This window comes from Spirosoma endbachense (genome assembly GCF_010233585.1).
Taxonomy (GTDB): domain Bacteria; phylum Bacteroidota; class Bacteroidia; order Cytophagales; family Spirosomataceae; genus Spirosoma; species Spirosoma endbachense.
On sequence record NZ_CP045997.1, the window covers coordinates 4,223,797 to 4,237,819 of the forward strand.

The 14,023-nt window shown below is 47.9% G+C and carries 12 protein-coding genes; 7 read left to right on the plus strand and 5 right to left on the minus strand.

Features of this window, described 5'->3' with window-relative positions; translation table 11 throughout:
• Positions 1-6 precede the first annotated feature (6 nt).
• From GJR95_RS16995 to GJR95_RS17015, 5 genes are all read right to left on the minus strand, one after another.
• On the minus strand, positions 7-456 hold the full coding sequence (locus GJR95_RS16995) for a hypothetical protein (RefSeq protein WP_162387000.1): 450 nt from the start codon (positions 454-456) through the stop codon (positions 7-9).
• A 55-nt stretch (positions 457-511) separates the two neighbouring features.
• Positions 512-2,143, minus strand: coding sequence for a capsule assembly Wzi family protein (locus GJR95_RS17000; RefSeq protein ID WP_162387001.1), 1,632 nt, complete (start codon positions 2,141-2,143; stop codon positions 512-514).
• A complete protein-coding gene (locus GJR95_RS17005; RefSeq protein WP_162387002.1) occupies positions 2,112-2,300 on the minus strand; it encodes a hypothetical protein in 189 nt (62 codons plus the stop codon). Before GJR95_RS17005 ends, GJR95_RS17000 begins: the two co-directional genes overlap by 32 nt.
• A gap of 149 nt (positions 2,301-2,449) precedes the next feature.
• Positions 2,450-2,866 carry a hypothetical protein gene (locus tag GJR95_RS17010; protein ID WP_162387003.1) on the minus strand — a complete coding sequence of 139 codons (417 nt, stop codon included), beginning with the start codon at positions 2,864-2,866 and terminating at the stop codon, positions 2,450-2,452.
• A gap of 97 nt (positions 2,867-2,963) precedes the next feature.
• Positions 2,964-3,455: a hypothetical protein gene (locus GJR95_RS17015; RefSeq protein WP_162387004.1), complete on the minus strand. Its 492-nt coding sequence runs from the start codon at positions 3,453-3,455 to the stop codon at positions 2,964-2,966.
• 499 nt (positions 3,456-3,954) lie between these two features.
• On the opposite strand from GJR95_RS17015, the gene GJR95_RS17020 reads away from it, so the two are divergent.
• The 7 genes from GJR95_RS17020 (at position 3,955) to GJR95_RS17050 (ending at position 14,019) form a co-directional block, all read left to right on the plus strand.
• Positions 3,955-4,374 (plus strand): response regulator, encoded by a 420-nt coding sequence (locus GJR95_RS17020; RefSeq protein ID WP_162387005.1) that lies wholly within the window; start codon positions 3,955-3,957, stop codon positions 4,372-4,374.
• Between the two features lie 754 nt (positions 4,375-5,128).
• On the plus strand, positions 5,129-5,563 hold the full coding sequence (locus tag GJR95_RS17025) for a hypothetical protein (RefSeq protein WP_162387006.1): 435 nt from the start codon (positions 5,129-5,131) through the stop codon (positions 5,561-5,563).
• A 215-nt stretch (positions 5,564-5,778) separates the two neighbouring features.
• Positions 5,779-6,426 (plus strand): cation transporter, encoded by a 648-nt coding sequence (locus GJR95_RS17030; protein WP_162387007.1) that lies wholly within the window; start codon positions 5,779-5,781, stop codon positions 6,424-6,426.
• Positions 6,427-7,176: 750 nt separating this feature from the next.
• The gene (locus GJR95_RS17035) at positions 7,177-7,755 is read left to right on the plus strand and encodes an RNA polymerase sigma factor (protein WP_162387008.1); all 579 of its coding nucleotides are present in this window, start codon (positions 7,177-7,179) and stop codon (positions 7,753-7,755) included.
• 75 nt (positions 7,756-7,830) lie between these two features.
• Complete coding sequence (locus tag GJR95_RS17040) at positions 7,831-8,934, plus strand: FecR family protein (RefSeq protein ID WP_162387009.1); 1,104 nt, start codon at positions 7,831-7,833, stop codon at positions 8,932-8,934.
• Positions 8,935-9,163: 229 nt separating this feature from the next.
• Positions 9,164-12,535, plus strand: coding sequence for a TonB-dependent receptor (locus GJR95_RS17045; RefSeq protein WP_162387010.1), 3,372 nt, complete (start codon positions 9,164-9,166; stop codon positions 12,533-12,535).
• A 20-nt stretch (positions 12,536-12,555) separates the two neighbouring features.
• On the plus strand, positions 12,556-14,019 hold the full coding sequence (locus GJR95_RS17050) for a RagB/SusD family nutrient uptake outer membrane protein (protein WP_232541222.1): 1,464 nt from the start codon (positions 12,556-12,558) through the stop codon (positions 14,017-14,019).
• Positions 14,020-14,023: the final 4 nt, after the last annotated feature.

The window sequence follows — 14,023 nt, forward strand, 5'->3', positions numbered from 1 at the left end:
AAGCGACTAATCAGACTTGGATTCGTGGCCAGATACTGTTCGATAAGAGTGCTGGTTTTTTTTCCGTACCTGTTGGGCGAGTAGTTCCTCATTGAGCTTGACCAGCAGATCCCAGTGTTTCAATCGGGAGGCTTGATTGCTGACCAACCGGATCAGTTCGGTTAGTTCGTCAATGGTAAAGGTGCGATGAGACGAATCTGCGCGAGCCCGTCGCAGTTCGGCCAGACACATCTGATCGATGTATGTCCGCTCATAAGTCAGGTACTGAGTAAACGAACGGTCATTGTTGAACGAGGCAAGGGAAGCGCTCGAGGTGTTAAATACCCGAATCTGGATGATATCGATGGTCGGCTGAATTTGGCCCAGCCGGACCAATTCGTCATAAAACTCATTCCAGCTCTGAAAATTGACGGGCAAATCCGTTTTATACATGTTTCGTTGCTTAAGAAGATTCATAACTGACTGTATTTCATGCTTAAGAGTGAATGGCGGAAAATTGAAGAAAGACAATTCAGTGAGTTTTCCAGGCTTTGCGCAAACCCAGATAGCCCCCAATCTGCTCCGCACTGGCCAGTAACTGCCCCTGATCATAGCCTGCCGCCAGCAACAGTGAAGAGCCGCCAAACCAGCGAATGGATTTGGTGAGCGAGGTCATCATCGATAGCTGCATCGTCTCGGCGGGAAACGGGATCGCGAACATGCCGTAGTTTTGGCTATAGGACGCTTTGAGCAGATAGTGCCAATCCGAGCCAAGCCAGCCCGAAACAGCCCCATAGAATGCCCGAACCCGGTTGTTATTGATGCCATGAACGCCTTCGATCAACGTATTGTCGAGCGTGTAGCCCGAAAACGGCAGCCGGGGTAAATCCGCCCGTGTATCGCTGGCCTGGCTGATAAAGGGCGTACCCAGCGTGCGCCCCTGATACGACCAGCTTTCGGGATACTGGCCATTGATGAAGTAATTCTCGGCTTCCCCACCCAGGCTTTTACCAAATTGAAGCACACCCTGATTCCCCGAATTGAACAGTTCCAATACCACTTCCTCAAAAAAGGGCCGGGCATTGTGATTCACCAGTCGTAGTCCATACAGGCCATCTTCAATGTTGCGCAGGTTGTATAACTTTCGGCCCAGATCATAAAAATGCTGCTGGTAGGCATACAGGGTCGTCTGTCCCAACTTGATTTCCAGCGACAATTCGGCAGAACCCCGGTGATCGCCCACCCGGTTCTGATCGAAGGTGGTAAACTTGGCCCGGTTCTTCAGTGCGTCGGTTTTCATGGGCAGCACGACATTGAGGTAAGCTTCCAGGCTTTGGGCTAACTGGCCCTCAAAGGAGCTGGTCGGGTCCCGTTCGAGAAAGGGAGCATACCCGCCCCACTGAGCCAGATGGGTAAAGGCGCCATAGAGTCTGACCCTGGCCGTAGGTTTACCCAATCGCAGATAGATCGCTTTCTGATGCAGGAACGATTTCTGCACATAGTGGCCATTGCCAAACCAGCCATGAGAATAAAACCCTTTGAGGGCAATAAAGCCCCGGCTAAATTTTAACGGAATGTAATCGGGTATACTGAGCTGCACTTGCGGGACGGGCAGGGCATTGCCCGACCAGATGTAGGAACCCGAGGACAGCGCGCTTTCGGCCAGACCAATAATCTGTCGGCGTCGCCCCGCCATCAGCTCTATCTTGCCCAGCCGCCCCTTCAAGTAACCCTCTGCCAGTAAAGCCTGGTAGAGGGTTCCTGTCCAGCCCACCACTTCTAGGCCATATCCCCAATCCACTTTAGGAATTTTGCGGCTGGTAGCCTTCTGGTACTCCCGGTGAACGGCTGCTTTCATTAGCCCCAATGGCGCGAGCTTGGGTACGGTCCCAAACTGATTGGTCTGAAGCCAGAAAGGAACCGTGCCGGATGAGGATGCGAAGCCGCCCAGTTCCACCTGCCAGCTGGTTCGATCGGTAAAACCGGTATTCTTTAACCAGGGGACATCTTCTGCCCCTGGCAAGGTTCGGGGCAAGGAATCTAGAGACGTAATCGGTATGAGTTGCCCAGAGCTGGCGTGAACGATCAGCACGAGTCCACTGAGTACTTGACTTAAGAATGACCAACCATGACTACTGGCCAGCGAGTGAGTTGAAAAAAACATAGGTATCGAAACCAGAAAAGGACTGGTGAGTTGTCGCCTGATCGCCAGTAACGGGAATAGCCATGCCCAACAGCCATCGCTTAAACGCTACGGGCTGTGCTTCGTAAAGGGCACGCGTTGCCGAACGGTCAGGGAAGTACGTGCATACCAACAGCACTGAAAAAGACCAGGCATAGCAAAGCGGCCGTCGCTTATTCAGGACAGAAATCGACTGAATAAGACCCGGAAGGACCTGTTCAGTTTACAGCTAAAAACGAGATAGGCGGCCCCTGGAGTCGGGGCAGGAAAGAGAAGCGAGCTAAGCGCTCATAGACGCCAGACAGCGTTCAGCACATGCAGTGGCCTGTGTTTATGTCGTCTATGTCTATAAAAAGCCAGCAGCGGCAGGGAGGGGAAAATTAACCAACCGGCAGGGGAAGCAATCAGCGGCTTAACGGGCCTCACAGCCGTGGCTACTGACTCACCCTTACGTTCCTGAATAACCGTTACCGTATTGGACGTACCAAGTGGTTTGCTGTGAACATACGTATCGAAGACATCACCAAAGCTATCACCGGTTTCCCCCGGATCAACTTCCAGTACGGCTAACGTATAAAAAATACCGATGGTCACCACCAGTAGTCGGAGGCCAAACTGACGGAGATGGCTGTATTGGGTTAAACCTGACTCCTGAATCAACGAAATACGTCGATTTTTTTCAAATCGCGAACAGGCAGTTTGCATGATCGTAAGGGTACTATAAAATGAACGGACTTAACTGGCAAATGGGCTTCAGCTACTGTACGGGGCGCTTCCAGCCGGGCAACAGCCTTTGTTTGGACTAGCCTTGATGCAGTGAATCCTGAATAGTCGATGTATCCAGGGAGATCATTTGGATAGGTCGGTGCGGGACGTCTAGCGAGGAGGATGCCGGATGTCGTTCCGGAGTATGGACTAAACGGGCTTTAGTCCTGGTAGGCCCGACGAGGGGGGCAGGTTTAGTAGTCGAATAGGCTTCCAGTGAAGGGAGCCACATCAAACCAATCAGGCTGGCAATAGCCAGTGAAAAAAGGAAAGCAGGGGAGTTGTTGAACAGGGGCGTCATCGACAGAATTCTACCCGTAAGTCCTGTATGGGGTTGGGGCTGGATGAGCGCATACGTCAGGAGTAAGCTGACAAAAAAGAGTAACGTTAGCACCAGGGGTGCCCAGGAGCCGTAGCTGCGCGAAATGGTGAGCTTGCGTGAGCGACGCTGTCGGCCTTTAGTATCTGATGAGTTACTCTGTCGGTCCTCTCCGGTCAGGGAGGTTTCCTGTCGATCCTTGGTTTTCATAACTGCTGTAGAACTAAAATGGTATTAAAACTTAACCAGGGATAGAACTCTCCACTAGTACTTGTCAAACTCACCCGTAAGCCAATCGTTTTATTTTTATGATCAAGCGGCAATCTTTAAGGAGAGTGTTCCATAAAGGTCATTCGTTAATGTGCTGATTTACAGGGTTATTGTTGGCGAAAGTGCCCTAAAGGGGGTATGGTCAATGATTCGAATAATTCGAGCACTACTTCGACTTCTGCTGCTCTCCCTTTAACCTGAATGAAGTTGCGTAATAACTGAGTCCTGATTAAATGGCAGTCCAGCTGTCTACCCAGTTTTTCTAAACGAGCCTCTTTTGACAAGAAACCCTGCTAAAACGCTACTGTGGCCGTTGGCTCATCGTTTATTTTCCGAAAAAAGAAATTTATAATCCGAATCCGTATTGTTTGAAACATTACTTTTGGCTCTTCGTTAATCTTATTGATAATGTATCTAAATAAGGAAGCAATGCATTGCCATGACTTTTGACCCAACCCAAGGCAATTTACTGATCGTCGCAAACAATTTTGACACGTTACAGCTCTTAAATAAGCACTTACCCATTGCCTTACCGGAGGTAAAGTTTGTTTTTGCTGCCCGTGCCTCAACCGGTATGAGTTTTCTGGATGCTTTAATTAAAGAGGGAATGCTGCCTCGGTTGATTTTGCTGGACTTATACCTACCCAACCGAGCAGACAGCATCGACTTCCTCCGTCAACTGAAACAAACCGGTTCATCTGCACAATCTATTCCAGTTGTAATGATGAGTTCGACTGAACGAATCGAGGATATCCTTGAGGTCACCCTACTAGGGGCGGAGGCTTTTTGGATTAAACCCATCACAACAGAGGCATGGATAAAAAGCCTGGAAGGTTTGCGAGGCTATTGGCAAGCATAAAGGCGGCCGATTATTAAATTTATTTTGTCTAAATAAATGAGCTGAAAATGAGTAATTAGTTGTTGGTAACTGCTTTAAATCATTGATAACATGTTACTTACAAATTAAATCTCAATAAAAACAGCTATGATCGCACCACAAAACGAAAAGAAAATTTGGGTAAAACCGCTAGTACAAATACTCAACATTGCCAGAGATACCTATTCATCGCAAGGGCATGGAAGTAGGGAAGTAGGCAAGGGCGGGGGCGCTAATCAAACTAAAGATATACCCTCCTGAGTGATGAAAGTTTGTAGTACACTGAAGAAACTTTATTAGGCTGTGTCAAGCTAGTTCAATTTATTAGAAGTGCAACTTTATTTGCCCCTCTGCGGTACAGAAAACCATCGTTTTCTGTACCGCAGAGGGGCATTACTATTTTTAAAAGCCTTTAGTCCTTCCTCGGAAAAAGTCCGTAGCTGCGATTCGTCGCCCGTTTACACACCTAATTTAGAGCGAGGCAAGTCAACGATTTGATTCCCAGGCAATCAGGTCCGATCCCTAAAAACTCATTAATTTTAACGGGTGAAGGTTTGATAGCGTACGTATGCTAACCCAAAATTAGTTGTGCCATAGGTCGTTTTTTTTCATATTACCAGATCGTTTTGCGAGAAATAGTCGATTTTTTGGGAATAATCCTGATAAGCATAAATACTTATTGGTTTTGCTCTTGACCGTGGACTATACTCCACCGTTTAAATTTACCAGAAAAAACATGAAAGCACTCATGCTTACCGGGTTTGCCTGGCTGGTCGTATTATCCTGCCTGGCTCAGACCAAAACAACAAAGACGATGGAAACCGAATCCGTATTGAAAAAGAAAATCGCCCTGGCTTGCAAGCTTACAGACAAAGATCAGATCAAGCGAATGAATGAACTGCACCAAACCCTTTTTAAACAGGTGACTCGTGCCGTTGAGCATCCGAATAGCTACGAACTGGTATTCGAAAATTCAGATAATGCCATCATTGGTGATCTGGCTGAATTTATCAAATTCGAGCGGCTGTGCTGTCCCTGGCTGGTGTTTCATTTGACCTTCCAGCCTGAAGAAGGTCCGATTTCTCTGGAAATGGGTGATTCCGCCGAAACGAAGGAAATGGTTTATCTGGTGATGGAACTCAACAAACTGCAACAACCAGCTTCTAAGTAATCTTTACTTAGTTTCGTGGGACGTAGTAAATAATGCACACGCCGATCAAAGCAATGATGGCTTCTATACTATCGTACTCAAACATAGGCGATTCAGTTACGATTTACTTATTTTTTCAAACGGACATTGCAGGATAATGAGTTGAGTTATTCGCTCATAACGTGTGCTTGATAGAGCAAGCCAAATTATTTACTTCTGGCTGACGTTATTCGGGTATGGAAACGACACTGCAAGCTCCCGTCGATAAACAATGGACTATTGCAACTGGCCTTGCTTTATTCACCGTCCTTTACAACATCGGAGAGGGCATTGTATCGCTTTACTTTGGTACTCATGATGAAGCTTTAACGCTGGCCGGGTTCGGCGTAGATAGCTTTATTGAAGTGGTATCCGGTTTAGGTATTTTGGCGATGATTGCCCGGTTGCGCCGGTTCGGGAGCAAAAACCGGGGAAACTTCGAGCGGCTGGCCCTTCGGATTACGGGCGGTTGTTTTTATGTGTTGGTTGCTGGCCTGATTCTGGGGGCAGCATTCAGCATTTGGGAAAATCAGAAACCCGAAACGACCATGGCCGGTATTGTGGTTTCAGTGCTTTCGATTGCCATCATGCGCGTTCTGGCCTGGTGGAAAATTCGCACGGGTGAACAACTCCATTCAGCTCCAATTATTGCCGATGCGAAATGCACCATGGTTTGTGTCTATATGTCGGTCGTTCTGCTGGCTTCAAGTGTGCTCTATGAATGGCTGCATTTGCCCTATATCGACGGTGCTGGGATGTTAGGACTCGCTTGGTTTGCCTTCAAAGAGGGTCAGGAAAGTTTGGAGAAAGCCAACGGGGTCGAAACCTGCTGCGGACACTGTTGATCTCATCCTGAGCAGAAAGCTTATCGGGTTAAACCCACCACAACAAAGGCATGGATATAAGGCCTGGAAGGCTAACAGGATTATTAGCTAGTATAAAGGAAAGAAACATTAAAGTATATTCTTTCTAAATTAAATAAATATAGGTACTTATTTGTAAATGAAAACTTTAGCGTAATGAATTAAATAACTTCGCAAGTTAAATCTCCAGAAAAAAAGTAATGGATACATTTAAAAAATGAAAAGAAAGTTTGGGTAAAACCTGAAGTATAGCAACTCAATATTAACAGAGACACCTACTCATCGCAGGGAACTGGAACTAAAGAAGTAGGTCAGGGAGGTGGGAATAATCAAAATAAAGACATACCCTCCTAAGAAATGCAAGCTTGCCCAGATTCGACTATAGTTTTGAAATGATGAGACATAGAAACGAAACGCCCGGCCATTGGTCGGGCGTTTCTGATTGATACGTATCCCATCGATACTGTTCACACTAACAGGGGTAGTAGTTGATATTGGCCTGGCCATGATGTTGACAAAACCAGAAGTGATCGTTCATTTTTACAAACAGGAGCCACAGGGGTTAGATGATCCCCTTTTTAAAGCCCATATGTGAAACCCCTCTTTAAGCGGAGATTGTCTACATCTTAAGAAGGCTATTCAGTAATAACCATTTAATTATTCGGTTATTAATTGTTGCTTTGTAAATAAAACACGTTTGATAAGCTACCGTACGAATTGGCACAGTCATCAATGTCTATCGTTGAAGAACAGGAACTTTGGCATCGTTTCCGCCAGGGCGACGAAGAGGCATTTTCCATACTGGCTAATCGACATTATCGTAGGCTGATGCATTACGGGCAGAAGTTTTCGTCTAATACTCAATTTATTGAAGATGCACTTCAGGAGTTGCTGATCCATTTATGGCTTCACAGGGCCACCCTGAACGATACCCCGTCCGTTACATATTACCTGCTAAAAGCGTTTCGTCATCAGTTAATCAAAGCCTTAAAACGACGGGCGCACGAACAACCGCTCGATGTACAGGCTGATGCTATCTCATTTGACTTCTCAATTGAGCAGAATTACATCCAGCAGGAAACCCATAACCTGCTGGAACGTACTGTTGAAGCAGCACTTGCCCAATTGCCAGCCAGGCAAAAAGAAGTTATTTACCTGCGCTATTATCAGGGCCTTCGGCCAGAAGAAATTGCTTCTCTCTTAGACATTAAATCCCAGTCAGTCAGTAACATACTACAGCGGGCTTTAACCAGGCTTCGCGAAAACTGGCCTTCGATTCTGCTGATTGGCCTGCTACTTTTTTACAAGTAGTAAAAAAAATGTCTTTTGCTGAGTATCTACAGCCTGCTTCAGGGATAATAGCACTGGAAGTGTTCAATCTATTCTATGACTAATCGTACCGATGCCTTGCAAGAGTTGCTGGAAGACCCTCGGTTTATTGCCTGGGTAACCGGTAATGCTGATGACTTGGAGGACTACTGGAACAACTGGGCAGCTGATAATCTGATGCGCCGTGAAACGCTTGACCAGGCCCGTAGCCTGGTGAAAGCAATAGAGGGGAAACCCATACCAGTTTCGGACACGCACATTAAGCGGTCAGTTGAGCGGGCGCTTCAGGAGGCTAAACGGCAGGAGATAGTCCAACCCCCGGTTATTATTCGCCCTTTATATCAACAATGGTGGGCCGTGGCTGCCAGTGTGCTCCTCGTGATCGGGCTGGGTTGGTTGGCCTTTACGATCCAAACACCCCGTTCGATTTATGACCAAAAAGTCGCCCAGGTAAATCATACGGGCAGATTGATAATTGAGGTCAGGAATGATACTCGGCCAATTCAACACGTACAACTGCCAGATGGGAGTTCTGTATTGCTCCAGAAGAATAGTCGGATCAGTTTTCCTCAGCAATTCAGGCCGGATAAACGGGAAGTCTACCTGACAGGCGAAGCGTTCTTTGAAGTGATGAAAAATCCTGCACAGCCATTTCTGGTCTATGCGGATGAACTGGTTACCAAGGTGCTGGGAACCAGCTTTGGCATAAAAGCCTACGCCAATGACCCGGCTATCACGGTAGTCGTAAAAACCGGGAAAGTATCTGTGTTTACGCAGTCAGACCGCCAGTTCACACACTTAGATAGCAGTCGAACGCTGACGGGTCTGGTACTCTCACCCAATGAGCAGGTAACCTATGAACGAAAAGAAAGCCGCCTGACCCGTGTTCTGGTTGAAAAACCGACTTTACTGAATATTCCGATTGAAAAGCAGCTATTTATCTATCAGGAAACGCCCATTGCGACCGTATTTGCCGATCTTGAAAAGGCGTATGATGTTAATATTGACTTTGATGCGGATGTAATGGCGCAGTGTAGCATCACCGCAACCCTGGGCGATGATCCACTTATTCAGAAACTAACGTGGATTTGTAAGGTGCTTGAAGCATCCTATGAACTAAAGGACGGCCGAATCATTGTATCAGGCAAATCGTGCCAATAGTCCTGATTTTTTACCCTTAAACCCTCACTGACCATGAATTAATGCGAAGATAAAAAAGGTGAACGATGCTGGAACATCGTTCACCCCCGAAGTTAAATCCCTTTTATATCGCGACTAAACGAACGTCCTGAGAAGGATGAAGGGATCTGTTTTGCCAATTTTTCCCAACTAGCAAACATTCAAAAGTATGAAATTTATTATACCCTCGCCTTTACTTCTGCGAAGAATTATGAGAATCGGGCTTCTTCAAATTATTCTGTGCGTACTTGTCGTCAGCATTGCGCTGGCTCATGATGGCCAGGCGCAGGAAGTTCTCAACCGAAGTGTGACCCTTCAGTGCAAGGATCAGGCAGTAAAAGTAGTCCTCGACCGCGTAGAAAAAGCCGCTGGTGTTCGCTTTATTTATAGCCCTGAACTGATTCAGTCCTATCGTAAAGTGTCACTGGATTTTCGAGACAAACGGCTGGCCGATATTTTAAATACACTGTTGCTGCCACTGAAAATAACCTACGAAGTAGTTGGTAATCAGATTCTTCTCAAGCGAAATCCTGCTTCGTCAGGCATGAGTCCTGACCTGCTCAAACCCGAAACGTTTAGTACAGATCAATCTGCCGAGCAGACTATAACCGGTACGGTTAGTGATGAAAATGGGGGATTGCTGCCTGGGGTGAGCGTAGTCGTTAAAAACACGACGCGTGGTACCACTACCGATGCCAGAGGAGTATACCAACTCACGATACCCGACAACGGATCTGCTGCTATTTTGATTTTTTCCTTTGTCGGCTATAAGAGCCAGGAAGTAACGATTGGAAATCGCACCACTATTGATATTCAACTGGCGACTGATAACAAGTCGCTGGACGAAGTGGTGGTGGTGGGCTATGGTATGGTGAAGAAAAGCGATTTGACGGGATCGGTCGCCAGAATTGATGAATCGATCATCAAAGCAACGCCCATCGTTTCGCTTGATCGGGCCATGCAGGGACGAATAGCGGGTGTGCAGGTCACCTCGAACTCGGCTGCACCGGGCGGCTCGACTACGATCCGGATTAGAGGGACGGGGTCCGTCAATGCAGGAAATGACCCATTGTACGTGATCGACGGATTTCCTACGGGCGATCTTAATTCGATCAATCCAAACGATATCGAGTCGATTGAAATCCTGAAAGATGCCTCAGCGACAGCCATTTATGGGTCAAGGGGCTCCAATGGCGTTGTGCTGGTAACCACTAAACGGGGAAAGGCTGGTCAGTCGGGTATCAATTTTGAGTCATACTATGGCGTTCAGGCGGTCCGTCGTAAAATTCCTTTGCTGAATGCCAGGGAGTATGCCACATTCATTAACGACGCCCGGATCAATGGGGGAGGAGCCGCTTATTTCGACGGCTCGACGGCTGCCCGTCCACTACCGGAATCATTGGGGGAAGGTACTGACTGGCAGGATGAGGTTTTTCGAACGGCGCCTATTCAAAATTACCAGCTATCCTTCACGGGTGGAGAGGCCAAAACCCGGTATGCCATCTCCGGCAACTACTATGACCAGCAGGGGATTATTCTGAATTCGTACTTCAAACGATTTTCCCTGCGGGCTAATCTGGATCGGGAAGTAAAGCCCTGGCTGACCATTGGCCTATCGATGCAGGGCGCACACACCCGCTCGAACAGTAGCCGCACAGCCACCGATGGCGGGGCCGCCGGTGGAGTTACCAATGCCGCCCTGAACTATGCTCCTGTTTTCCCTATTTATGCGTCGCCGGGCATTTATTACCGCGATCAAAGTACACTGAACGGAAGCCTGGTCGACAACCCCGTAGGCCTGGCTAAAGAAGTGACGAATCTGTATTATACGCTTCGGTTGTTGACTAATTTTTACGCCGATTTCAAGGTAGGGCCGCACCTTACTTTCCGCACGACCTGGGGCGCTGATTTACTATCGACTAAGCAAAACAACTACGCTACCCGCCTTATTCAACTGGGAGCCAGCACCAACGGATCGGCTTCGGTAGCCAGTGCATTGAATATCAATTACCTGAATGAAAATACGCTGACCTATAATCGAACTTTTGCCACCAAACACAACCTGACGGCATTACTGGGCTATACGTCTCAAGCGTACAACATCGAAACCGTAACAGCCAACGCCATCAATTTCAACGATGATTTTGCGCTGTACAACAACCTGGGAGCCGGAGCCACCTTGCAAAATCCAGGATCGGGAGCCGCCGATTGGGCGCTGATTTCGTATCTGGCCCGAATTAATTACGGATTCGATAGTCGTTTTTTACTGACCTTAACCGCTCGTCGGGATGGATCGTCGCGGTTTGGCCCCAACAACAAGTATGGTTTCTTTCCGTCTGGAGCATTCGCCTGGCGATTGATTAACGAGAAGTTTCTACAAAACCAGAAGTCGTTATCCGATTTAAAATTGCGGCTGAGTTATGGCGTAGCGGGCAATCAGGGCATAGGCGATTATTCGTATCTGTCGAATATCGTCATTACCCAGGGTGTATTAGGTGGGGCGACGCCCACGATTCAGTCAGGGGGCGTACCCGCTACGATTAGTAATTACGATTTACGATGGGAGAAAAGTACGCAGTTTGATGCGGGTCTGGATATCGGTGTGTTCAACAACCGAATCCGACTAACCTCTGACTTTTACCAGAAAATAACCTCCGATTTATTGTTCTCGGTTAATGTTCCGCAAACAACGGGTTATAGCTCCATACAACAGAACATTGGCAAAGTGTCAAATCAGGGCTGGGAGTTTGCGTTGTCGACCGCAAACGTCGATACAAAAGATTTTAAGTGGACTACTGATTTCAATATTTCGTTCAATCAGAATAAAATACTGACGCTGGATGGTCGGTCTGAGTTTACGTCCGGTACAGGAAGCGGCCATCTACAAGTATTTAACACCGCTTTGCTGAAAGTCGGAGAGCCTCTTGGGAACTTCTACGGACGCGTCACCGATGGTCTTTTTCAGACGCAGGAAGAAGTAAACGCATCCGCTCAGAAAACCGAAAAACCCGGTGATCTGAAATACAAAGACCTGAATGGCGATGGCGTTATCAATGATCTGGATCGCACCATCATTGGGAATGGCAATCCCAAATTCTTTGGCGGATTCAACAACACGTTTACGTACAAAGGCTTCGATCTGACCCTCTTTTTGCAAGGCAGTTCAGGGAATAGTATTCTGAATTTCGGGCGCTTCGGTTTGTATAACCTGAATGGCAATAACAACCAGTCGAAAGACGTGCTGAACCGCTGGACGCCCACTAATACCAACACCGATATTCCAAGGGCCAACTCGGCGGGTGGGCAGCGTATTTTGTCAACCTTTCATGTCGAAGATGGTTCCTACCTGCGCCTGAAAAACATTTCGCTGGGCTATACCTTACCGCAGCTGGTATCGAAAAAACTGGCGCTTCAGCAGGTAAAAATCTACGTATCGGCCCAAAACTGGCTGACGGTCACCAACTTCAAAGGCTACGATCCTGAGGTCAACTTTGCCGGTGGAAGCCCCATTAGTCAGGGTATCGATTATGGAAGTTATCCGACGGCTAAAACCTTTCTGGCTGGCCTCAACGTGAAATTCTAACCGCTTAACTCCGACATTCCGTGAAAAAATATAGCATCTTTTCCGTATTCATGATCCTGAACGGCTGTGTCCCGGATCTCGATTTAGCTTCTAAAAGCAATGTTTCGGTCGGAACCTATTACCAAACGCCTTCCGACGCCAAAGCCGCCGTTGTGTCCATGTACAGTATGCTGCGCTCCATGTACAGAGACGAAGTGCTGATGACGCCCAATGTTGTGGCTGCCGACGATGGTATCCCGTTTCTGACGGGCAATGCCGACCGGGTGGCCTTGTGGAATTATAACCTGGTACCGACCAATACGTTTCCGGGGGCCATCTGGTCGAATGCCTACACGGGTATTCAACGTTCGAACATCATTTTGAATCGGATACCTCCAATCAGCATGGATGAGACGACCAAAAAGGGGTATGTTGGCGAAGCTAAATTCCTACGGGCTATGCACTACTTTACGTTGGTTCAATGTTTTGGTGGAGTGCCTCTTGTGCTGAATGAAACAACCGGCCTGGCGGATGCCACCATCGCTCGTGCCACCAAAGATGAGGTTTATAAACAGATTGAGACGGATTTGAAAGAGGCCGAAACGGCATTGCCTAAAACCTATACAGGCGCTGATGTAGGCAAAGCAACCCAGGGAGCGGCTAAAGGGCTTCTGGCAAAAGTCTACCTGACCTGGGCGGGTACCGATGCTGCTTCGCCCCATTGGGCGCTGGCGGCTGCCAAAGCGAAAGAGGCTATGGATTTGGGCCTGTATAACCTGTGGGACAATTATTCGGATGTGTTCAGCCTGGCCGGTCGGGGTGGAAAGGAGTCGTTATTCGAGGTGCTTTATATTACCGATCTGGCCGGAAATAACTTTACAACAGGCTATGCTCCTCGGGGGGCACCCATCGTTCCGGGAAACGGAAGCGGTATTTTTCGGGTTAGCCAAAGCCTGTTCAATAGCTACCCCGCGAATGATAAACGGAAGCCTGTCACGTTTCTAACTTCCTTTGTGCAGCCTACAACAAAAGTGACTACGCCTTTATCGGTGACGGATACTGATCCGGCCAAAGGAGTTTCATTCTGGAAGCTAGCGGACCTGACGTCTACCGTTGCTGGAAATGGAGGGAAGAGTGCCCCGATTCTTCGGTATGCTGAGGTGTTGTTGATTTATGCCGAGGCCCTCAATGAAGCCGGCAAAGGCCCAAACGCTCAGGCGTATGAAGCCCTCAATAAAGTACGCGCCCGCGCCGGACTGGACCCTCTTTCGGGATTGACGTATCAGACGTTTAAAGAAGCGGTATGGCTGGAGCGCAGACTTGAACTCTGTTTTGAAGGACAGCGCTGGTTTGATCTGGTTCGGACAGGCAGGTTACTGAGTGCGGTGAAAGCCGAAACCAGTTTTGGCCGGGCGACAACCATACAGGTCTTTCATACACTGATGCCGATTCCGCAGCGGGAGATTGACGCTAATCCAGCCTTAAAACAGAACGAGGGCTATTGATTCC